Genomic DNA, 20,217 nt, shown 5'->3' with positions numbered 1-20,217 from the left:
TTGTCCGCCTCAGCGGCCCGTGCAACCCACCGCGGGACGGGTCCCCACCCGCTCGCAGCGGGCGGCTGCGGTGGCGCTGCTCGGAGACGGTCAACCGGTCGGGAGCCGTTGATCGGCGGCATGCCCGCCAAGACGGGGCCGCGGGCCGGTGGCTCGAGTCCCGCGGCGACCCGGCTCGTCGGCGGATCGGCCCATGCTCACCTGCCGGCACGCGGCGCGTGGCCTGGCCGCGGGCAACCATCAATCCCCTTGACATCGACCCGGCCGGTGGTATCAAGGAGCTTGATAGTCCGATGTGGAAAGGAACGACAGCGATGTCTGGTAGTGGATTCTTTGGTGGTTTCGGTGGACCCGGCTTCGGTGGCTTCGGCGGCTGGGGCGGTTTCGGCGAGAAGGGTTGGGGCGGCTTCGGCGAAAAGGGTTGGGGTCACGGCGGATTCGGCGGCTTCGGTAAGGGTGGTTTCGGCGGGCCGGGCGGACCGCATCTCCTCAAGCGTGCGGCGTTCGTGACCGCGGCGCTGCTGCTCGACGGGCCGGCCGACGCCGAGCAGATCGTGCAACGGGTATCCGACGCGACCGAGGGCGCGTTCACCCCGCCGCAGGATTTGGCGGAGCTCGCCATCGGGGTGCTCGCGGGGCGCGGCGTCGTCACCGTCGACAACGGCGTGGCGACCCTGACCGAACTCGGCCAGAACCTGCTGGCGTGGCGGGGGGTCAGCAGCGAGACGGCGCACGCATTTTTGGGCCGGGCGGCCAAATTCGGCGACGTCTTCAAGATCCGCCGGACGCTCTTCGAGCTGGCGGGGCTGGCTCGCACCATCGCCTGGACGGGTACCGACGAGCAAAAGGAAAGGCTCGCCGAGACCCGGACCAAGGTGCTGGAGGCCCTGACCGAGGCGAAAAAGGAGCTCCACCGGGTCCTGGGCGAAAGCTAGCGGCGATCGCAAGCGCGGCGTAGCCGGGCGCAGCGGGTCGCCGCCATCGAGCCAGCGGCGATCGCAAGCGCGGCGCAGCCGGGCGCAGCGGGTCGCCGCCATCGAGCTAGCCGGCGGGCTCGCTGAGCTTGACCAGCATCTTTCCGATGTTGGCCCCGGTGAACAGGCCGTTGAGGGCGTCGACGCAGGCCTCGATGCCCTCAAAGACCGTCTGGCGCGCCCTGATTCGGCCCTCGCTCTCCCACTGGCGCAGCGCGGCGAACGCCTCGTCGAAGCGGCCCCAGTCGTCGAGCGCGTTGAAGCCCTGCATCAGCGCGGTCTTGGACAACAGGTTCACGTAGTTGGCCGGGCCGGGGTGCTCGCCGCTGAGGTAGCTCGAGATGACGCCGCACAACACCACTCGAGCCTTGGCGGCGATCCGGCCCAGCACCGCATCGAGGATCGGCCCGCCGACGTTGTCGAAGTAGACGTTGACCCGTTGCGGACAAAGCCGTTTGAGCGCCGTCGGCAGGTCTTCGTTCTTGTAGTCGATGCACGCGTCGAACCCGAAGTCCTCGACCACCGCCCGGCACTTGTCCGGGCCGCCGGCGATGCCCACCACGCGGGCCCCGGCGATCTTGGCGATCTGCCCGGCCACCGACCCGGTGGCGCCCGCCGCGGCCGACACCACCACGGTCTCGCCCGGCTGGGGCCGGCCGATGTCCATCATCCCGATGTACGCGGTGGCCCCGGTCGGGCCGTAGACCGACATCACCGCCAGCTGGTCTACGGTGGCCTTGCCCGGGATGGGCGTGCTGAACACGTCATCGCGCACGATCACGTACTCCTGGAAGCCGGTCAGCGTGGTGACGACGTCGCCGACCTCGAAGGCGTCGCAGCGCGACGTCACCACCTCCCCGATCCCCGCCGCCCGGATGACCTCGCCGAGCTGCACGGGCGGCAGGTAACCCGGTTGGTCGTTCAGCCAGGTGCGGACCGCGGCGTCGAGCCCGACGTAGGTGGTGCGCAGCAGCGCCTCGCCGTCGGCGGGCTCGGGCGCCGGCGCGGTGACGAGCTCGGTGTCGCCGGGCCGGACCAGCCCGGTGGGGCGGCGGCGCAATACGATCTGGCGGTTGGTCAACGCGGACTCGGGCACGATGTGAAACTACCCATTGCACACCGCCCGGTGGGAGCATCTGTGCATGGACGCGCAGGACGACCCCGAGGAACGGATCCGCGAACTCGAACGCCCGCTGGCCGACACGGCGCGCGCATCCGAGCTGGGGGCGCCACCCCCGCCGCCACCGCCACCGGGGCCGACGCCGAGTCCGTGGACCTATGGTGGCCCGCTTTCGGCGCCCGCGCCGAAACCGCCGTCGGGCAACCGCATTTGGTGGATCCTGGGCACGTTCGTCGTGGTCGGGATGATCGCCCTCGCGGGGGGCATCGCCGCCTTCGCCGCGCACCAGCTTTCCGGTGTGAGGTCGACCATCGGCGCCACGCCGACCATCTCCGCGACGTTCGGCCCTCCCTCGAGCACCTCGAGCAGCCGGGCGCCGTCGACCACCCGGAGCAAGACCCCCAAGCCGTCGGCGTCGCCCGCGCCGCCGCCGGGCGGCAACGTCAGCGTCTCGGGTGTCAACGAGAACCGGACGATCGCCTGCAACGACAACGTCGTCAGCGTCAGCGGCGTGTCCAACACGGTGGTCATCACCGGCCACTGCACGCGCCTGACGGTGTCGGGCGTGCAGAACTCCATCACCGTCGATTCCGCCGACACCATCGACGCCTCGGGATTCAACAACGAGATCACCTACCACTCCGGCTCGCCGAAGATCAGCAACCCCGGCGGATCGAACCAGGTGCAGCAGGGCTGAACGCCTAAACGGCGCCAGGACGTGATCGCGGGCTACGTCGGCTCTTCCGAATCGTCGTCGAGGACGCTCACCGCAATGCCGTAGGGCAGGAACCGCACCTTGCGCTTGGGATCGACGTTGTTCTTGTTGGCGCGCAGCGCGTCAAGCTCGGTCGCGTAGACCTGTTCGACGTGGGCGCCGCCGTCGGCGTCGACGGTGTAGATGGCCCACACCCCGTCCCCGGCCTCGCCGGCGGTCTCCGGCGCGCGGCGCGACCGCCGCGAGAGGTCCTCGAAGAACGCGGACCACGTTGTCCCCGGCACGGGGGCGGTGACGAATTTGCCGATCCGCTCGAACACCTCACGCAGCCCCTCGCTGCCTTCCCTGATCACGCGGTCGAATTCTTCGGGATCGAATCCGAACGCACCGTACTCGCCCACGCAGGCCTCCTCGCATTCGCAGCGCTACTGCTCAGTGTGCGCTCAGTCGGCAGCGTTCGCCACGGACGCCCGCGGCGTCCGTCCAGGTCACCCCCGTCGCCGTCAGCTGCTAGCCGCCCTCGGCCGCGCCCTCCCGGGTGCCCACGATCGCGGCCACCACCTGGTCGGGCCCGCTGGAAGCCGCCGCGCCGTGGCCGGCGGCCACCTCGAATTCGTCCTGCTCTACCGTGACGCCGTCCGCGTTCTGGCCCTCAATGAGCACCATGCGGACGGTCGTCGGGGCCATCGACACCCCGAGCACGATGTCGAACCCCGCCCGACTGGGTGACACCAAATTACTCATGTCCGGGCGGACGCGCAGGCGCCGGCGGAACTAGTAACCGGGCCCCAGGAAGGGGTTCTGCGAGTTCCCCGGATACTGCGGGTACTGCGGGTACTGCGGCACCTGGGGCGCCGCAGGGGCCTGGCTCTGCGGGACCGGAACCGGTATCGGCACCGGCAGCAGCGGCACGTGGATCCACTCCGTTGTCATCGGCACTGTGGTCGTGGTGGTGGGCGGTGGCGGGGTCGTCGTAAAAGGCGTGGTCGAAGGGGCGGGCGGGGTCGTCGTGATCGCCGTCGTGGTGGGCGGCTGGGTCGCCTGCGTCGTCGGCGGCGGCACCGGGTGCCGGGTGGTGACGACCGGCGGCGCCGTGGTGACGACCACCGGCGGCGGCGGTGGCGGCGGAGGAGACGGCGGCGCGGGCGGCGGCGGAGCGGCGCTGGGCACCGGCGCGGGGCTGGGCGGCGGCGGCAGCGGCGACGGCGGCGGCGGAGGCACCGCGGTGGGCAGCAGCGAGCTGACCGGCGGCACCGGCACGGGCACCACGGTCGGCACCGGCGGGGCCTGGTGGTTTTCGATGCCCGACAGCGTGTAGGCCACGCCGCCGATCGACGTCATGGCCACCACCGCGCAGATGCCGATCACCAGCTGGGACAACCGGAGGCGTCGCCAGGTCCGCACCGGCGGCGGGTCGATCACGTTCAGGCGCATCGACCAGCCGGACGGACCGTCCTCGTCGAAGGCGGCCGGGCTGTACGGCAGCCGCACGTCGCCGGGGTATTCGGTTTGCGACCAAGCCAATTCGCGATCCGTCAACGCCTCGTCGTCGATCACCAGCACGTCGCCGGCGGGCAGTTCGACGATTTCACCGGCGGCGGCCGTTTGCAGGCCGATGGACGTGCGCGTCCGAAGATCCAGCTCTTCGCCGCGGGCGGCCAGCAGCAGGGCGCCGGTGGCGGCCGCGGACGCCGGCTGCGACGGGCTCACCACCGGCCTGCGCGAATAGACCGAAAGGCGTTCGGTGACAAGCGGAATGCTGGCTCCCCCGCCGACGGTGACCACGGCCGACAGGTCCGCCCAGCGCCTCTTGTGGCGGGCCAGCATGTCGTCGAGCGCGTAGATGAATCCGGAGAGCCGGTCGTGAATGAGGTCGCCGAGCTCGTCCCGGGTGAGCTTCATCGTGCATCGCCGCCCGCCGAGCTCGGCGGTGAATTCGACCACCGCCTCGGTGGACAACCGCTCCTTGGCCTCGCGGCACTGCTCGCGCAGCAGACCCAGCTGGCCGACCGCCGCCGTGCTGGCCGGGTCCAGCCCGCTGCCGTGCCCGAGCTCCTCGAAGACCTTGAGCAACAACGCCTGGTCGATTTCGTCGCCGGAGAAGGCCGCGTAACGCATTGTGGGGCTGACGAGTTCGAAGTCACCGGCGAGGCTCACCAGGGTGGCGGACGTGCCGGTGCCACCGAAGTCGAGCAGGCCCACCACGCCGGTCGCGGCCAGGCACAGCTCCGCGTTGGCCGCGGTGAGCGCGGCGATCGCGTCGGAGACCAGGCGCGGCGCCATGCCGCTGCGGACGAAGCCCAAATGCGTTCGCAGGCCGTCGCGCAGCGCCTGCACCGTGCCCGGCTTCCAGTAGGCGGGCACCGCAATGGAGATGTCCGACGAGGCCACGTCGGCGCCGGCGGTCCGGACGATCGCATCCAGCGCCTCGACCATCAGCAGGTCCGGGTCGTGCGCGGACCCGTCGGGCGATACCAGCGCCACCGAGTCGCCGATGCGCTCGACGAACCCGCGCATCAGCGTGCCGGGTTCGCCGCCCAACGGATCTTCTTCCGCCAGACCGATTTTCGGCGCGCAATGCGGATACAGGGTCAGCACGGCGCGCCGGGAAACCGGCGGACTTCCGTTGCGTGCAGCGACCAGGTTCGTGGTCCCGATCGACAACCCCAGTGGGTCGTACATAGAGCGAGAACTTTCGTCTGCATAAGGGCGGTGGCCAGCGTTAACCATAGTCGCGGACACGCGGAAAGCCGATGGCTTGCAATGCCATTGGTATCCCGTCGATGCGATTGTGTCACCGAATCGGGACCGGGAACCCATTGACAAAACGGGTCGGGCGCCACCGGGCTACACGACGGTCAGCGGCAGCGAACGCCTCGGTGAGAACTTAAATGTCGACCCGCCGCTGACCTTGGCCACCGATACCTCTGGCAGTTCGGCTGCGGGGCTGTCGGTTTCGACCAGGTCCGCCGTCCAGTCGGTGTCCGTCCCGCTAACTCGAACCTCGAGGCGCGGATTCACGGCGGTGGCGATCGCCTGCAGCGGCCGCACCGATCCCGGTGAGCACAGCGATATCCAGGCGCCGTCGTCATGGGCCGGCGAGGGGTGCACGCTCAGCCGGTTCGCGGCGATGTCGGCCACCACGTAGCCGTCGGGGTTGAGCAGCGGATGCAACTCGAGCACCGTTGCCGCCCCGTCGATCCCGGCGGGCGATCCCAGCGCGCGGTGGATCCGCTCGGCGCCCAGCCCGGCCAGGCCGATCAGGCCGCGGGTGCCCACCGAGGCCGCCTGGGCGTCGTCGGCCGCGCGCTTGCGGACCGCGATCGCGAACGACAGATACAGCAGGTGCATCTGCAGGCAGACCTCGTCCGCCATGCGCGCCAGCGCCGAGCGCGAGAACGCGCCGAAGTCCAGGTCCGACAGCAACGGGCCCGAGTAGTCGGCCAGGCCCTCATCTGACCGGTCGATCGGATCCAATTCCCAGGCGGCGGCGCGGGTTTGACGGACGATGTCGAGCGCCGGGATGCCCGTGGCCTCGGGGTGGGACTCGTCGATGGTGACGGTCCACGCGCAGTGCGGATGCCGGTCCGACGGCACCCGCGGCGGGCGGTGGATGGGGCGCATCTGCGCGCGCGGGTTGGTGGCCACGGCGGTGGCGTCGAACGTCGGGTCCTCGATGGTGTGGCACATCCCGAAGACGTACTCGTCGCCCATCGGCTCCACGTCGAGCAGCGCGCCGCAGTGGTCGAGGTGGAACTCGCCGTGCCAGCGGTCGTGGATGGTGTAGCGGAAATCCATGAATTGCGGCGGGGCGCCGATGTCGAGCTGCAGCCCTTTGAAGATGGTGGGCACGTCGTCGCCCTCGTAGCCCAGCGCCCGCTGCATGCGCTTGGTGTAGATCGGGCTGGCGCCCGCCCATTCCTCGATGGCGATCTGCACCATCTCGTCGCGGCCGAATTCCTGGATGCACCAGGCCATGCCGGAGCGGTCAATCATGTGCCCGATCAACAGCAGCTCGGGCACCAGGGCGGCGAGCTCCCGGCGGGACAACCGCGCGTATCGGCTCACCGCCCAAAAATAGATGGCTCTATGTTATAAAGTCAACAATGTCCGTGGCCCCCACCCGGCGCACCACCGCGCCACGCAAACGCGGCGATGACACCCGCAGCAGGATCATCGACGAGACGGTCCGCTGCATCGTGGAGGAGGGGTTCGCCGCCGCGACCGCCAAGCACGTGGCCGAGCGCGCCGGCGTGACGTGGGGCGTCATCCAGTACCACTTCGGCGACCGCAACGGCATGCTGATGGCGGTCGTCGACGACGGCGTGGCCCGGCTGATCGACAGCCTGTCCTCCGCCGACGTCAGCGAGCTGCCGCTGCGCGAACGCATCGAGGTCGTGGTCGACACCGCGTGGAGCTGCTACAGCAGCCCGACGTCGATGGCCGCGTTCGAGATCCTGCGCGCCACCCGCGGCGGCCGAGGCGAGTCCTCGCGGCGTCACCTGCTCGAAATGAACTCGGCGATTGGCCAGCTCGGCCGGCTGATCACCGACGACCCGGCCAACGCCGGTGTGGCCGAGGTCATCTGGGCGACGCTGCGGGGGGTGGTGCTCGCGCAGATGGTCACCGGCACCGCCGTCGACTGGAGCCTGGAACGACGCGCCCTGATCGACATGGTCACGCGTGTGCTGCAATGACGGGATGGCCCCTCAATACCCTCCCTCCGCAGCAGCCGACATCGAAGCGATCAAGCAGGTGAAGTACCGCTACCTGCGCGCGCTGGACACCAAGCACTGGGACGATTTCGCCGACACGCTCGCCGCGGACATCAAGGCCGACTACGGCCCGTCGATCGGCAACGAGTTGCACTTCACCAACCGCGACGATTTGGTCGAGTACATGCGCACCTCGCTGCCCGCCAACGTCATCACCGAGCACCGGGTGACCCATCCCGACATCGTCGTCGACGGCGATACCGCAACGGGCAGTTGGTATTTGCAGGACCGCGTCATCGTCGCCGACCTGAACTTCATGCTGATCGGCGCGGCCTTCTACCGCGACACCTACCGGCGCACCGACGCCGGCTGGAAGATCAGCGGCACCGGCTACGACCGGACCTACGACGCCACGATGTCGTTGGAAGGCATGAACTTTAAGCTCAAGCCCGGCCGGGCGCTGGCTACTTAGTAATCGCGATCACCGCGCCGGGGCGCAACCAGCGGATGATCTGCACCAGCGTGGCGTCGTCGATGGCCACGCAGCCTTCGGTGGGCTTCCCGTCGGTGGTGTGGAAGAAGAACGCTGCGCCCCCGCCCGGAACCTTGTTCTTGTTGACGCCCATCACCACCGCGTGCTTGTACTGCGGGATCTGCAGGTTCTCGCTCTCGGCGGTGTTGAACGGGCACTGGGCCTTCTGACAGACCTGCATGGTGTTGAACGTCGGGCTGTGGTCGTCGCCGCTCCACCAGTGGTTGGGCCCGACTTGCGTATACGGCAGTCCGCCACCGGGATTCGGCGCCGTGCCGAATGCGGAGTCGAGGGTGTACACCCCCATCGGGGTGGCGGGCACGCCGCTGCGGGCCTGCGGCGCCATGCCGGCCGAGCCGACGTGCGCCGGAATGCCGGTCACCAGCGCCTGCCAGCCGGACGCGGTGCGTTGGTAGATGTCCATCCTCGCGTTCGACCCGCCGGTGCTGACCACCGAAACCACCTGTGTCGCATTGCCGACGGAGTTGGCGAACCAGGGCGTGGCCGCGCCGCTCACCGGTGCCGAGGCGAGGCACGCCACGATCAGAAAGGCCGCAGCGCACAGCGAAACCAGCAGTCGGCGCATGGCTTCAATCGTCGGGCGCCGCCGACCTAAGGGTCAAGTAAAGCTTTAGACCCGATCGGGTAACTGCGCCGTGATCGACGGGGGCCGAAACACCAAGAGGCACAACAGGAAGTAGAGGTATCCCAGCGACCAGCCGGCCAGCACGTCCGACGGGTAGTGCACGTTCAACGCGACCCTGGCGATCCCGACCGCCAGCAGGCACAGCGCCGTCAGCGCGATCGCGGCGCGGGCCATCGCCCGGCTCGTCGCCGGCAGCAGCACGGTCAGCAGCGCGCACAACGCGGCCGTCGCCTCGAGCGCGTGCCCCGACGGAAACGACGTCGAGGGGGCCGCCACCAGCATGGTCGACGGCCGCGGGCGGTCGGCCAGGCCCTTGGCCGCCGCCGTCACCAGGCCGCTCAGCGGCGCACACGCCAGCAGCATCAGCGCCGCCCGCACCCGGCGCCGCGCTACCGCCGCCACGGCGGCGGCGGTGCCCAGCACCCGCAACGGAACCGGTCCTAGCGCGAACGACGCCCCGTCCCAGAAACGCACCCACACCGGGTGCCTGAGCGCGTCGCCCCGCGCGGCGTCCAGCAACCACCAATCGAATCGGTGCAGCCAGCTCCACTCCTGGCGGCAGCCCACCCACATGACCGCGTAGACGATGACGGCGGCGGCCGCCGACGAACAGGCGACGATGCGCCGGGGGCGGCTCATGATTCAACTGGTACCAGCACCGAGGCGGCCCGCGGTCATACTGGCGGGTATGGCGGTCTTTGTCCGGAGGTTGTTCGGCATCGGCAAGCTGCCCGACGACCTGCACGCGCGGGCCGAGGCCGAGGGCCTGCTCTACCTCGCCGACTACGTCGCGGTGACCCGCCGGTTCAGCGGCGTCATCCCCGGCGTGCGCGCGCCGCACAGCGTCGCCAGCTACTCGGGTTCGCTGGTGTTCACCGCCGAGCGGGTGCTGGCGACGCTGTCCATGCTGCCCAAGCTGGCCGGCCCCACCGTGGACGTGCGCTGGGACGCGCCGCAGACGGGCGCGGCGCGGGTGGAGATCTCGTCGACAGGGTTGCTGGTCAAGGTCGACCTCGCCGGGGTGGACGCGAAGTTCAGCGGCGATTTGTCGCTGCACTACAAGGCGGCGATCCCGCCCGACGTGCTGACGGGCCTGCCGCGGCGATCGCTGGCCTTCGCCATGCCGCCCGAGTACGTCTTCCGCGCGGTCGGCGTCACCTATTCTCCGTGATCGTGATCTGCGGCCAGGGCGGCCGCCGCAGCACGGCCAGGCCGCCGAGCACCGCCGCCAGCAGGCCGGTGATCACGCCGATCAGCGCGATCCGGTTGTTGTCGACGGCGGGCACCCACTTGGCTTCGCCCCCGTGCACGACGAACACGCCGGGCGGTTTGGCGACCGGGATCACCGTGGCGCCGTCGGCGGTCTGGTAGGGCTCGCCGTACCCGCCGTCGGTGGGCGACTGGTCGAGCACGTCGGAAACCTTCACCGAACACTCCCTTCGCCGGGCCTGAGCACGCGACACGTTCACGCTAACGCGCAGTTTCCTGCCCTTCCTACGATGGCCCTGTGACTCTTCAGGCGTTCAGCCCCCAGGAGCGGCGGGCCGTCTATCGGGTGATCGCCGAGCGGCGTGACATGCGGCGGTTCGTGGCGGGCGGCGTGGTGGGCGAGGACGTGCTGGCGCGGCTGTTGGCTGCCGCGCACGCCGCGCCCAGCGTGGGCCTGATGCAGCCGTGGCGCTTCATCCGGATCACCGACGACGCGCTGCGCAGGCGCATCCACGCGCTCGTCGAGGAGGAGCGCCCCCTGACCGCCGCGGCCCTCGGCGAGCGCGCCGAGGAGTTTTTGGCGCTCAAGGTCGAGGGCATCCTCGAGTGCGCAGAGCTGTTCGTGGTCGCGCTGCGCGACGACCGCCAGCGGCACGTGTTCGGGCGGCGCACGCTGCCGCAGATGGACCTCGCGTCGGTGTCGTGCGCGATCCAGAATTTGTGGCTGGCGGCCCGCTCCGAAGGCCTGGGCATGGGGTGGGTCTCCCTGTTCGACCCGCACCGGTTGGCCGCGCTGTTGGGCATGCCCGCCGACGCCGAGCCGGTGGCCATCCTGTGTTTGGGCCCGGTGCCCGAGTTCCCGGACCGGCCGGCGCTGGAGCTCGACGGGTGGGCCTGCCCGCGCCCGCTGCCGGAGTTCGTCTCCGAGAACGGGTGGGAATCGCGCCGAGCATAACGGCCGAAGACCGCGGGGGCCCTACGGTATCGTCGCCGGTCGAGGTGACCCTATGACGGCAACGGGAGTCAAAGAGAACGTCCTGCTCGTGCACTGGCACGACCTGGGGCGGCAGCTCGGCGCCTATGGTCATGCCGACGTGGCCAGCCCGCGACTGGACCGGCTTGCCGCCGAAGGCATCCTGTTCACCCGGGCGCATGCCACGGCGCCGCTGTGCTCGCCGTCGCGCGGTTCGCTTTTCACCGGCCGTTACCCGCAGACCAACGGGCTGGTGGGTCTGGCCCACCACGGCTGGGAATACCGCAGCGGGGTGCGCACCCTGCCCCAGATCCTGTCCGAATCCGGTTGGTATTCGGCCCTTTTCGGCATGCAGCACGAGACCTCCTATCCGAAGCGGCTCGGATTCGACGAGTTCGACGTGTCGAACTCGTACTGCGAGTACGTGGTGGCCAAGGCATCCGAGTGGCTGCGGCACAGCGCCGAGAACCGCGGGGGCCGGCCGTTTCTGCTCACCGCGGGATTCTTCGAAACGCACCGGCCCTACCCGCGGGACCGTTACGAACCCGCCGACAGCGCGGCCGTCGACGTTCCCGGCTGGCTGCCCGACACCGCCGAGGTGCGCGGCGATCTCGCCGGCTTCTACGGGGCGATCGCCACGGCCGACGCCGCCGTGGGCCGGCTGCTGGACGTGCTGGCCGACACGGGGCTGGACGCCGACACCTGGGTGGTGTTCTTCACCGATCACGGCCCGGCGTTTCCGCGGGCGAAATCCACGCTCTACGACGCCGGAACGGGCATCGCGGTGATCGTGCGCCCCCCCACCGACCGGGCCATGGCGCCGCGCGTTTACGACGAACTGTTCAGCGGCGTGGACCTGGTGCCGACGCTGCTCGGGCTGCTGGGTGTGCGCGTGCCCGGCGACGTCGACGGTGTCTCCCACGCCGATGCGCTGCTGGCGCCCGAGAACCAGTCGGAGCCCGCCCGCGAGCACGTCTACACCACCAAGACCTACCACGACTCGTTCGACCCGATCCGCGCGATCCGCACCAAGGACTACAGCTACATCGAAAACTACGTACCGCGGCCGCTGCTCGATTTGCCGTGGGACATCCAGGAAAGCCCGTCCGGCCAGGCGGTGGCACCGCTGGTGGCGGGCCCGCGAGCGGAGCGCGAACTCTACGATCTGCGCAGCGACCCCGCCGAGACCGTCAACCTGCTGGCGGGCGACGACCCGGACGCCGACGCGATCGCGGCCGATCTCGCTGTGCGCCTTCATGACTGGCGTCAACGCACCGGCGACGTCATTCCGTCGGAGTTCGCCGGTTCGCGCATCGCGCAGCGCTACACCGAGACGTATCTGCGGGTTCACCACCGCAAGCCGACCAGCCGCTCGGCGATCGCCGCCGACCGCGGCGTCGAGGAGTGATCAGCTCGGGCGCTGGCCACCGACCTGGGCGACGATGAACACCCGCCGGAACGGAAAGATCGTCGTCCCGTCGGCCCGGGGCGGATACGCGTCGTCGAGCAGCGGGATGAGCTCCCGGCGGAACTGTTCCCAACCGGCGTCGTCGAGCCGCTCGCGCACCGGGACCAGCGCGGTGCCGGTGATCCATTCCAGCACCGGGTGCTCACCGGTCAGCTGGTGCAGGTAGGTGGTCTCCCAGACGTCGACCTTGCACCCGGCGTCGAGCAGCAGATTGGCGTACTGCAGCGGCGGCTGGACCACCGCGCCCACGCGAAATGGTATGTCGCGCATGACCTTTGCGTAGGGCTCGCGGCGGGCCAGCGCCCGCACCGTGGCGTGCGAGGGCGTTTCGAAGTTGCCGGGGATCTGCACGCCGATCCACGATCCGGGCGACAGTTCGCCGGCCCAGCGGACCAACAGGTCGGCGTGCTCGGGCACCCAGTGCAGGGCGGCGTTGCAGATCACCACGTCGGTGTCGGGTTTGGGCTTCCAGTCGCGCAGGTCGCCGATGACGGCGTCGATCCCGCGTTCCTTGGCCGCGGCGACCATCTCCGGTGAGCTGTCCATCGCCTCGATCACCGCGTCGGGCCAGCGCTTGCCCAGGTACTGCGTCAGGTGCCCCGGCCCGCAGCCGAGGTCGACCACCCGGCGCGCGCGGTTGGCGCCGACGCGCGACAGCAGGTCGTAGAAGGGTCGGCTGCGATGGTCGGCGAAGGCGAGGTAGACGTCGGGATCCCACATGTCGGTCCTCCTGAGCACACCATCACGAGTCGGGCGATAGATCAACCGTATTACCGCATGCCGCCCCGGGGGCGACCGAGTGGGGTTTAGCATCGGGGCTGTGACGCCCGCTCCGGAGTCGGCCGATCCCCCGATTCCCCTTCCGGATGTTCCCGGGGCCGACGTGCCCGCCGGCGCCGACGGGCTGCCGCCGCGCTGGGCGCTGTCACCGCGCCAGCGACTGGTCCTGGACGCGGCCTCGGTCTCGGACCTGGCGTTGCGCACCGCCGTCGCGTCGGTGCTGTCGGGCACCGTGACGCCGGCCGTCATCGCCGCCTCGGTGCGCTTCGGCAGCGACCGCGACAAGCTGTCGTTCTACGCCGAGCTGGGCGCCCAGCGGGATCCCGACAAGTCGTTTCCGGCGCCCACCGAGTTGCCCCGGGTCTCGTCGCGGCCGGCCAATCGGTTCGCGGAGCGGCTCGCCCACGGCACCGTCGACAACATCTCGTTCCCCAGCACCTTCCGGCCGATCAACCCGGCGATGCGCCGGCGATGGAACGCGTTGCGGGCCAACAACGTTGTGCACGCGCAGCATTGGCGCCACGGCGACGGACCGCATCCCACGCTGTGCGTCATCCACGGCTTCATGGGGTCGTCGTATTTGGCCAACGGGCGGTTCTTCACGCTGCCCTGGTACTACCGGTCGGGCTACGACGTGCTGATGTACACGCTGCCCTTCCACGGCCCGCGCGCCGAAAAGCTCTCTCCCTTCAGCGGTTTCGGCTACTTCGCCAGCGGGCTCAGCGGTTTCGCCGAGGCGATGGCGCAGGCCGTGCACGACTTCCGGTCCATCGTCGGCTATTTGCGCCACACCGGCGTCGAGCGGATCGCGCTGACCGGCATCTCACTGGGCGGCTATACCTCGGCGCTGGTGGCCTGCGTGGAGGACCGGCTCGAGGCGGTCATCCCCAACTGCCCCGTGGTGACCCCGGGCACGATGTTCGACGAGTGGTTCCCCGCCAACAAGCTGATGGGGCTGGGCCTGCGGCTGTCGAACATCGGCCGCGACGAGCTGGCCGCCGGGCTCGCCTATCACTGCCCGCTGACCTACCGGCCGCAGGTGCCCAAGCAACGGCGGATGATCATCACCGGCCTTGGCGATCGGATGGCGCCGCCCGGTCAGGCCGTAATGCTCTGGGAGCATTGGGATCGCTGCGCGCTGCACTGGTTCCCCGGCAGCCACGTGCTGCACGTGAGCCAGCTGGACTATCTGCGCCGGATGACGCAGTTTCTGCGCGGCGTCATGTTCTAGCGGTTTCGGCCGCCCGGTGGGCGCCGGGCGCCGGGGCGGGCCACACCAGCCGCGCCAGCAGCCCTGCCGGCGCGGCGACGTGTCCGTCGAGGCGCCGCGGCGACGACAGGTCCAGGGCCATCAGCGCGGGCAGGTGATTGCCCCGCTGCGGGGTCAGCCCCTCCAGCGGCGCCGACGCGGCGGGGGGCGTGTCGGTCAAAAACGCGCACGCGGCGGCGACGGTGGGATGGGCTGCGTCCCCGGCGATCTCGAGCGCGGTGCAGGTCTCGCGCGCCGGGTGCGAGCGGATCGCGTCGAACGTCTCGGCCAGGCCGTCGTCGACCGCGACCCGGTATGCGGCAACGTAATCCGACGCGCCCCGCTGCACGCCGCGCCAGGTCTCGCGGGCGTTCGGCGCCACCAGCCGCGGCACCTCGTCGGGCGCCACCGTGCCGGCGTCCCAGCCGATCTCGCGCAGGTGGTCGGCCAGCCGGCGCGCCGCGACCTGGGCCGTCTCGTGCAGCGGGATCCGCGGCGAGCGGGCCTGCAGCGCCGTCAGGTTGTCGGTCGCCGACACCGTGATCCCGATCCAGGTCTCGCGCCGTGTGGGGTTGGACGCGTTGTCGCGGCTGGTGATCCGGATCTTGTCGGCGCGAATGCCGTAGCGGTCCAGGTACCCGGCGATCAGGGGCAGCGGAAGCACGTCGGAGTCGCCGGCGGGCGGTCCCACCCGCACCAGCGCGGTAACCCTTGTGGCCGAGCGGGTTTCGGGGGCGAAGCCACCGCGTCGGCGCACGATCGCCAGCCGGCGGCCCAGGACCGTGGTGACGTGCAAGCCGCGCCACCAGCCGAACAGCAGGACGACGACGGCCGCGGCGACGCCGAGCAGCCAGTGGTCGCGCGCCGACCGCCACGGGTAGGCCATCACGGCGGGCACCACGGCGAGCAGCGCCAGCGTGATCCGGCCGGGGCCGGGTGTCGGTATCGAGCGAAGCCAGCGCATCAGGGGGTCTCCTTCTTTCGGCGCGCGGCGATGGTCGCGACGGCGGCCGCGGCCGCGACCACCAGCGCCAGCGCGGCGGTTCCGGCGAACGCGATCGTCCGCGGTCTGGTGTCCTTGGGCGCCGGTGCCGGCGGCACGGCGACCGGCTTCGCGGCCGGGGCGCCGGGTTGGCCGGCGGGCAGCTCCCACGTCAACGCCGCCACCGGGTCCACGGTGCCCGCGCCCACGACGTTGGACGGGTCCCGGGCGCCGTTGTGCGCGGTCGCGGTGATGCGCCGCACCGCCTGCGTCGCGGTCAGCTGCGGGTACCTGCTGCGGACCAGCGCCGCGACGCCGGACACGTAGCCGGCCGCATAGCTGGTGCCGCTGAGCTCCACCAGCCGTTGATGATCGTCGGGCAGGCCGTTGGCCAGGCCGCCGCCGTCGCGGTTGCTGATCGACACGATGTTCTCGCCGGGCGCCGCGATGCCCACCCAGGGGCCGGCCATGGTGAATTTCGACGGCTGCCCCTCGGGGTTGAGGGAGGCCGCCGACAGCACGTAGGGCTGCCACCACGACGGGATCGACACCGACTTGACGCCGGCCCAGTCGCGCGGGTCGTCCGGGCGGCTGAGGTCGGTCAGCGGGTTGGAGTCACACGACGTGCCGCCGGCCACCGATCCGGTCGGCCCGTTGTTGCCCGCGGCGGCCACGATCACCGCGTCCTTGTCGACCGCCGCATACCGGATCGCCGCGCCGAGCGCGGCCTGGTCGACGGTCCGGTCGGCGGGCAGGCAGGTGATCGCCGAGATGTTGATGACCCGGGCGCCGAGGTCGGCGGCGCGCACGACGGCCCGCGCCAGCGTCGCGACGTCGAGGGACGCCCGGGCCAGCAGCGGGTCGCCGCCCGGCGGCTCGCTTGGCGTTCGAGGGGAGAACTTCGCCGACGTCGCCCGGATCGACACCACGCGGGCGGCGGGCGCCACCCCCGAGAAGCCGTCGTCGCCGGGCTGGCCGGCGATGAGGCCGGCGACCAGGGTGCCGTGCCCGTCGCAGTCGGTCAGCCCGTCGGTCGTCTCGACGAAGTCGCCGCCGGGATCGACGTTGGGCAGCCGGGGGCCGGGCCGCACGCCGGTGTCGATGACCGCCACCAGTTGGCCCTCGCCACGCGAAAACCGCCACGCGGCGGGGAGGTTCAGCATCGCCTGGCCTTGTGTCGCCACGCCGGGGTCGCTGCCGGGGATGACGCCCGACGTGCTGCACGGGCCGCGTTGCTCCATCGGCTGACCCGGCCCGGGGGTTCCGCTGGGCGGCGGCACGCCCGGATCGACCGTCGGCGGGCTGATCGCCAGCGCCGGCGGGCAGGCCCACACCGCGGCGGCGAAAACCGCCGTGGCGCAAGCTAATCCGGCTTGGGGTCCGGACCTCATCGATTGAGCACCCAGGCGAACAGGCCGACCAGGTACGCCATGACCGGGATCAGCGAGGCGTCGAGGCCGGCCGCCACGAAGCCCAACAGCCGGCGCAGCGGCAACGAATAGCTTTCCGGCGAGGCGATCCGCGGGTTTAGCGCCACCACCAGCCACACCGCGGCCAGCGCGACGAGCAGCACCGCCGCGCCCAGGGCCGCGCCGTAGCGCCCGGTCGCCGTGTAGAGCACCAGCAGGGCGCCGGCGGCCAGGTACGGCTGCGCGAGCAGCCAGGCCTTGCAGGCGGCCGAATCCCACACCCGGGCGCGCAGCACGGACGTCGCGGCGGTCGCCCCCACGACATACCAGCCGAAGCCGCTCAACGACTCGGGGCGCGGCGCGATCGCCACCGACCCCAGAACGCTGAGCAACACGGCGGCGGCGACGAAGCCGTTCTGGTGGGCGTCGCCGATGCGGACCCGCCGCGGCAGGTCCTCGAGCACGCCCAGCGGCGGCGCCGAGGGGGTGGGGTCGCCGGGCGCGGGGATGACGGGCAGCGGGAAGCGCGCCCACAGCGCCGACAATTGCGCGGCCTCGACGGTGATCAGCAGGGCCGCCACGATGAGCCCACAGCCGATGGTCAACACCTTTGGCTGCCAAAGCAATTCGGCACCGGCGGCCAGCGCGACCGCGATTCCCGCCACCGCGGTGGCGGTGAAGAACCCGACGACCCGCTCCCGTTCGGGGCCCGGGATGAGCAGGACGATGAGCGACCACGCGGCGACGCCGGCCGCGGCCAGCATCAGCTGCGCCGGCCCGAACCGGCCGGGCACCGCCAGGGCGAGGGCGGCGGCGATGGGCACCAGCGCCGCGACGGCCAGCGCCTTGCCGGCACGCGCCGGGCGCCCGGCGAAAAGCAGGCCGGCCAGCGCGGTGAGCGCGGCGATCACGCCTACCGCGATCAGCCCGGACAGCGCTCCGGTCACCGCGCGGTAGGTGGCCCCCAGGCCGGTGACGAGGAAGGCGACGGCGACGGCCGCGCCCACCGCGCCGCGCTGAATGTGCGCCGCGCCCCAGGGCCGCAACCGTGAGGTCGAGAAGATCATGGCGGCGTCGGCGATGTCCTCGACGATGCCGGGGGCGGCCGGGCCGGCGGGCACCGGCTGCAGGGCCAGCAGGTCACCGTCGACCACCCCGACGGTGTCCAGGCTGGCGTCCAGGCTGAACGGCGCCCCCCCGATGGGTGCCAGGCTCAGCTGGGACCCCGCGAGGGCGTCCACCGGGTCCTGACCGTCGCCGTTCGAGGTCGCGGGGGCCGCCAACCGCTTTACCGCCGGCACGATTTCGCGCAGCGGCAACTCGGCCGGCAACGCCATCTCCGTCAGCCGGGTGTCCGTGAGGATGGCGACACGGACGATCGGCATCACGGCGCCGGACGTCATTGACATGTTTCTTCCTTCTCTGTCTCGGGGATCGGTCTAATGCTGGGCGGAAAAGTCTCGGGACAGCCGCTGGCCTTCGAACCACTCGCCGTCGGGCAGCAGGGCGGTCAGCTGTTCGATCGCGACGGCGATCGCGAAGGGGGTGCCGGGGGCGAAGGTCGACACCCACTCGCCGTCGAAGGCGCGGGTCGGGCTGACCAACACCCGGCCCGCGGTGGTGTCGACGATGCTCATCCCCACCTCGGTGGTGCAGTGCTGCCCGTCGCGGCGGCAGCCGGCGACGACCTCGACGTAGCTGCGCGGGCCGGAAAACACCGACTCCACCACCGGCCGCGCCGATGCCGGGATGCCCAGGTACTCAACCACTTCCGACAGCGGCGCGCCGGCCCGCAACCGCTCGTCGGCGCGAGCCCCGACCCGCGTCGGCATGCTGAACTCGTCGAACCGCGCCGGCGGCCGCTGGGCCAGCCCGACACCGAGGACGGGGACCAGCCCGCGCGGGCCGTCGATGTCCATCGCGGTGAACGTGACCAGCTGCGCGCTGCGCAGGGCGACCACCGTCTTGCCGGTTCCCCGGCGCTGCGCGACGTGGCCGCGCAGCAGCTCGCCGGTGTTGGCAGGCCCCACGTAGCGCAGGTCGAGCCACCGGTCGGGGAAACACACCAGCCTGATCCACTCGGCGACCGCCGGGTTGATCGCCCCGCCGGGTGACACCAGGCCCATCCGGGTCAGCTCGTCCCGCTGACGCTGTAGGAACGCGTCCCGCTGGGAGGCATCACGGTACGGCGGGGTGATCGCTAGGACCCACGGGAACGTCCCGGCCCCAATGGTTTCGGCGATGAACCACGCGTGGTCGACCGTCAGCTCGACGGCGTTGGGCGCTGCGTCCATTTACGTCGTCGAGGCGCCGGTTAACCGCCCCACTTGGCGGCCTCGGCGGTGTCGCGGGCGAGCATGGCCAGCGTGTTGGATTCGTGGGTGTTGGCCATCGACTGGTAGGCCTGCACCAGCGACTCCATCGCCTGGTTCCACTGCGCCTGCCACACCTGATAGGTCATCCCGGTGTCGCCCTGCCAGGCGTTGGACAACGCGGCCTGCTCGCTGGCGATGTCGGCGCCCAGTCCCTGCAGGGTGCCGGCGTAGCCCGCCATGTCGCCCGCGTGGCCTAGCATCGCCGGGTAGTTGTACATGATCTGTGACATCACAAGTCCTTTCGCGGTGGTGGGTCGGGTTAGAAGGCGGTGTAACCGGACGCGGCCGCGGCGTCGGTGGCCACGTAGGTGCCCGCGGCTTCCCCGAGGTTGGCCTGGGCGATGTCCAGCAGGGTGTTGATCCGGGCCGCGACCTCCACGAACCGGGCGTGCGCGGCCTGGAACGCCGCCGAGGCCTCCCCGACGTGAAACGCCTGCGCGGACACCGCTTCCTGTTCGGCCTGGCTGATCGTGCTGCGCATCAGCGCCGCCTTGGCACTGAACGCCGACTGCGCGGCGACCAGCTGAGGGATGTGAGCATCCAACATACTCATGGTGTTTGGTTTCCTTTCTTGAAATTCCGGTTACCGACTGCCATGTGACGAACCGTCGTCTCCCCCTCCCTGCGACTCGTGCTCCCAAGTGCCCGGCACCATCGGCACCCGCGGCCCGCCGCCGAACTCGTCGCCGGCCAGCTTGGTCAACCCGGCCGCCGCCGCGACGGTGTCCTTGTGCGCGGTCCCGGCGAACCCCAGCGTTCCGGCGCCGTTTCCCGAGGCGGTCGCCGCGACCAGCCGCTCGGGGTCGTCGTAGTCGGGTGTGACGCCGAAATCGGAGTCCATGTCCGCAAATTCGTCGCCGTATTCGCGCATCGTGGCCCGGCGGCGGCGCCGCGCGCGCGCCTCGGCCCGGCTCGGCGCCGCCGCGGCCGCCGCCGGGACGGTCGCCGCGGGCGCCTTGGCGCCGCCCCGCCCGCCCACCGTCGGACCGGCCTCCGCGTCCGGGCCGGCGCCGAACGCCACCACGTAGGCCAAGGTCCCGGGGCCCGGCGCCGGGACCTTGGCCTACGTT

At 71.0% G+C, this 20,217-nt stretch carries 24 protein-coding genes and 1 pseudogene; 8 read left to right on the top strand and 17 right to left on the bottom strand.

Translation table 11 applies throughout. From position 1 onward, the window contains the following. Positions 1 to 314: 314 nt before the first annotated feature. Positions 315 to 935, top strand: coding sequence for a hypothetical protein (locus tag AWC19_RS19305; protein WP_085079613.1), 621 nt, complete (start codon positions 315 to 317; stop codon positions 933 to 935). On the opposite strand, the pseudogene AWC19_RS31640 reads toward AWC19_RS19305, so the two are convergent. Together AWC19_RS31640 and AWC19_RS19300 are read right to left on the bottom strand one after the other, a co-directional pair. Next, positions 888 to 1,038, bottom strand: a pseudogene (locus AWC19_RS31640) (gamma-glutamyl-gamma-aminobutyrate hydrolase family protein); the annotation flags it as partial. The gene AWC19_RS19305 and the pseudogene AWC19_RS31640 overlap by 48 nt on opposite strands. A gap of 3 nt (positions 1,039 to 1,041) precedes the next feature. Beyond that, positions 1,042 to 2,073, bottom strand: a complete 1,032-nt coding sequence (locus AWC19_RS19300) for an NADP-dependent oxidoreductase (RefSeq protein ID WP_372508625.1) — start codon at positions 2,071 to 2,073, stop codon at positions 1,042 to 1,044. Between the two features lie 43 nt (positions 2,074 to 2,116). Between AWC19_RS19300 and AWC19_RS19295 the strand changes: the two genes are divergently transcribed. Beyond that, the gene (locus AWC19_RS19295) at positions 2,117 to 2,791 is read left to right on the top strand and encodes a DUF3060 domain-containing protein (protein ID WP_085079611.1); all 675 of its coding nucleotides are present in this window, start codon (positions 2,117 to 2,119) and stop codon (positions 2,789 to 2,791) included. A 32-nt stretch (positions 2,792 to 2,823) separates the two neighbouring features. On the opposite strand, the gene AWC19_RS19290 is transcribed toward AWC19_RS19295, so the two are convergent. The 4 genes from AWC19_RS19290 to AWC19_RS19275 form a co-directional block, all read right to left on the bottom strand. Beyond that, complete coding sequence (locus tag AWC19_RS19290) at positions 2,824 to 3,210, bottom strand: hypothetical protein (RefSeq protein ID WP_085079610.1); 387 nt, start codon at positions 3,208 to 3,210, stop codon at positions 2,824 to 2,826. A gap of 109 nt (positions 3,211 to 3,319) precedes the next feature. Next, a complete protein-coding gene (locus AWC19_RS19285) occupies positions 3,320 to 3,541 on the bottom strand; it encodes a DUF7159 family protein (RefSeq protein WP_372508623.1) in 222 nt (73 codons plus the stop codon). Positions 3,542 to 3,583: 42 nt separating this feature from the next. Then, complete coding sequence (locus tag AWC19_RS19280; RefSeq protein ID WP_085079608.1) at positions 3,584 to 5,491, bottom strand: Hsp70 family protein; 1,908 nt, start codon at positions 5,489 to 5,491, stop codon at positions 3,584 to 3,586. Positions 5,492 to 5,656: 165 nt separating this feature from the next. After that, positions 5,657 to 6,877 carry a hypothetical protein gene (locus AWC19_RS19275; RefSeq protein WP_372508541.1) on the bottom strand — a complete coding sequence of 407 codons (1,221 nt, stop codon included), beginning with the start codon at positions 6,875 to 6,877 and terminating at the stop codon, positions 5,657 to 5,659. Positions 6,878 to 6,915: 38 nt separating this feature from the next. Between AWC19_RS19275 and AWC19_RS19270 the strand changes: the two genes are divergently transcribed. Then, the gene (locus tag AWC19_RS19270; protein WP_085079606.1) at positions 6,916 to 7,506 is read left to right on the top strand and encodes a TetR/AcrR family transcriptional regulator; all 591 of its coding nucleotides are present in this window, start codon (positions 6,916 to 6,918) and stop codon (positions 7,504 to 7,506) included. 4 nt (positions 7,507 to 7,510) lie between these two features. After that, complete coding sequence (locus AWC19_RS19265; protein ID WP_085079605.1) at positions 7,511 to 7,996, top strand: nuclear transport factor 2 family protein; 486 nt, start codon at positions 7,511 to 7,513, stop codon at positions 7,994 to 7,996. On the opposite strand, the gene AWC19_RS19260 is transcribed toward AWC19_RS19265, so the two are convergent. Continuing rightward, complete coding sequence (locus AWC19_RS19260; RefSeq protein WP_085079604.1) at positions 7,989 to 8,642, bottom strand: L,D-transpeptidase family protein; 654 nt, start codon at positions 8,640 to 8,642, stop codon at positions 7,989 to 7,991. The genes AWC19_RS19265 and AWC19_RS19260 overlap by 8 nt on opposite strands. Before the next feature lie 45 nt (positions 8,643 to 8,687). After that, on the bottom strand, positions 8,688 to 9,341 hold the full coding sequence (locus tag AWC19_RS19255; protein ID WP_085079603.1) for a phosphatase PAP2 family protein: 654 nt from the start codon (positions 9,339 to 9,341) through the stop codon (positions 8,688 to 8,690). 49 nt (positions 9,342 to 9,390) lie between these two features. Here AWC19_RS19255 and AWC19_RS19250 point away from each other — a divergent pair, with 49 nt between their 5' ends. After that, on the top strand, positions 9,391 to 9,873 hold the full coding sequence (locus AWC19_RS19250; RefSeq protein WP_085079602.1) for a hypothetical protein: 483 nt from the start codon (positions 9,391 to 9,393) through the stop codon (positions 9,871 to 9,873). Here AWC19_RS19250 and AWC19_RS19245 read toward each other — a convergent pair. Further along, complete coding sequence (locus AWC19_RS19245; RefSeq protein WP_085079601.1) at positions 9,857 to 10,129, bottom strand: hypothetical protein; 273 nt, start codon at positions 10,127 to 10,129, stop codon at positions 9,857 to 9,859. The two genes, AWC19_RS19250 and AWC19_RS19245, sit on opposite strands and share 17 nt — an antisense overlap. 80 nt (positions 10,130 to 10,209) lie before the next feature. Here AWC19_RS19245 and bluB point away from each other — a divergent pair, with 80 nt between their 5' ends. Continuing rightward, positions 10,210 to 10,866 (top strand): 5,6-dimethylbenzimidazole synthase, encoded by a 657-nt coding sequence (gene bluB / locus AWC19_RS19240; protein ID WP_085079600.1) that lies wholly within the window; start codon positions 10,210 to 10,212, stop codon positions 10,864 to 10,866. 52 nt (positions 10,867 to 10,918) lie between these two features. Beyond that, on the top strand, positions 10,919 to 12,292 hold the full coding sequence (locus AWC19_RS19235; RefSeq protein ID WP_085079599.1) for a sulfatase family protein: 1,374 nt from the start codon (positions 10,919 to 10,921) through the stop codon (positions 12,290 to 12,292). Here the strand turns inward: AWC19_RS19235 and AWC19_RS19230 are convergent, their stop codons facing one another. Next, positions 12,293 to 13,072, bottom strand: coding sequence for a trans-aconitate 2-methyltransferase (locus AWC19_RS19230; RefSeq protein WP_085079598.1), 780 nt, complete (start codon positions 13,070 to 13,072; stop codon positions 12,293 to 12,295). It lies immediately after the preceding gene. Between the two features lie 100 nt (positions 13,073 to 13,172). On the opposite strand from AWC19_RS19230, the gene AWC19_RS19225 reads away from it, so the two are divergent. After that, entirely contained in the window at positions 13,173 to 14,363 is a 1,191-nt protein-coding gene (locus AWC19_RS19225; protein ID WP_085079597.1) for an alpha/beta hydrolase family protein, read from the top strand. Here the strand turns inward: AWC19_RS19225 and eccE are convergent. Genes eccE through AWC19_RS19190 form a run of 7 tightly spaced genes read right to left on the bottom strand, consistent with a single transcriptional unit; the run spans position 14,353 to position 20,171 of the window. Next, entirely contained in the window at positions 14,353 to 15,345 is a 993-nt protein-coding gene (gene eccE / locus AWC19_RS19220; protein WP_085079596.1) for a type VII secretion protein EccE, read from the bottom strand. The genes AWC19_RS19225 and eccE overlap by 11 nt on opposite strands. Next, complete coding sequence (gene mycP / locus AWC19_RS19215; protein ID WP_085079595.1) at positions 15,345 to 16,754, bottom strand: type VII secretion-associated serine protease mycosin; 1,410 nt, start codon at positions 16,752 to 16,754, stop codon at positions 15,345 to 15,347. Before mycP ends, eccE begins: the two co-directional genes overlap by 1 nt. Further along, a complete protein-coding gene (gene eccD, locus AWC19_RS19210) occupies positions 16,751 to 18,175 on the bottom strand; it encodes a type VII secretion integral membrane protein EccD (RefSeq protein WP_085079594.1) in 1,425 nt (474 codons plus the stop codon). Before eccD ends, mycP begins: the two co-directional genes overlap by 4 nt. A 36-nt stretch (positions 18,176 to 18,211) precedes the next feature. After that, the gene (locus tag AWC19_RS19205; protein WP_085079593.1) at positions 18,212 to 19,066 is read right to left on the bottom strand and encodes an ESX secretion-associated protein EspG; all 855 of its coding nucleotides are present in this window, start codon (positions 19,064 to 19,066) and stop codon (positions 18,212 to 18,214) included. Positions 19,067 to 19,086: 20 nt separating this feature from the next. After that, positions 19,087 to 19,377: a WXG100 family type VII secretion target gene (locus AWC19_RS19200; protein ID WP_085079623.1), complete on the bottom strand. Its 291-nt coding sequence runs from the start codon at positions 19,375 to 19,377 to the stop codon at positions 19,087 to 19,089. Between the two features lie 29 nt (positions 19,378 to 19,406). Beyond that, a complete protein-coding gene (locus AWC19_RS19195) occupies positions 19,407 to 19,700 on the bottom strand; it encodes a WXG100 family type VII secretion target (RefSeq protein WP_085079592.1) in 294 nt (97 codons plus the stop codon). 30 nt (positions 19,701 to 19,730) lie between these two features. Next, a complete protein-coding gene (locus AWC19_RS19190) occupies positions 19,731 to 20,171 on the bottom strand; it encodes a PPW family C-terminal domain-containing PPE protein (protein WP_425436900.1) in 441 nt (146 codons plus the stop codon). Between the last annotated feature and the right edge of the window lie 46 nt (positions 20,172 to 20,217).

The sequence above is a fragment of the Mycobacterium palustre genome (assembly GCF_002101785.1).
GTDB classification, from domain to species: domain Bacteria; phylum Actinomycetota; class Actinomycetes; order Mycobacteriales; family Mycobacteriaceae; genus Mycobacterium; species Mycobacterium palustre.
Note: the sequence above shows the minus strand (reverse complement) of the source record. Positions and strands in the feature narration are given on the sequence as shown.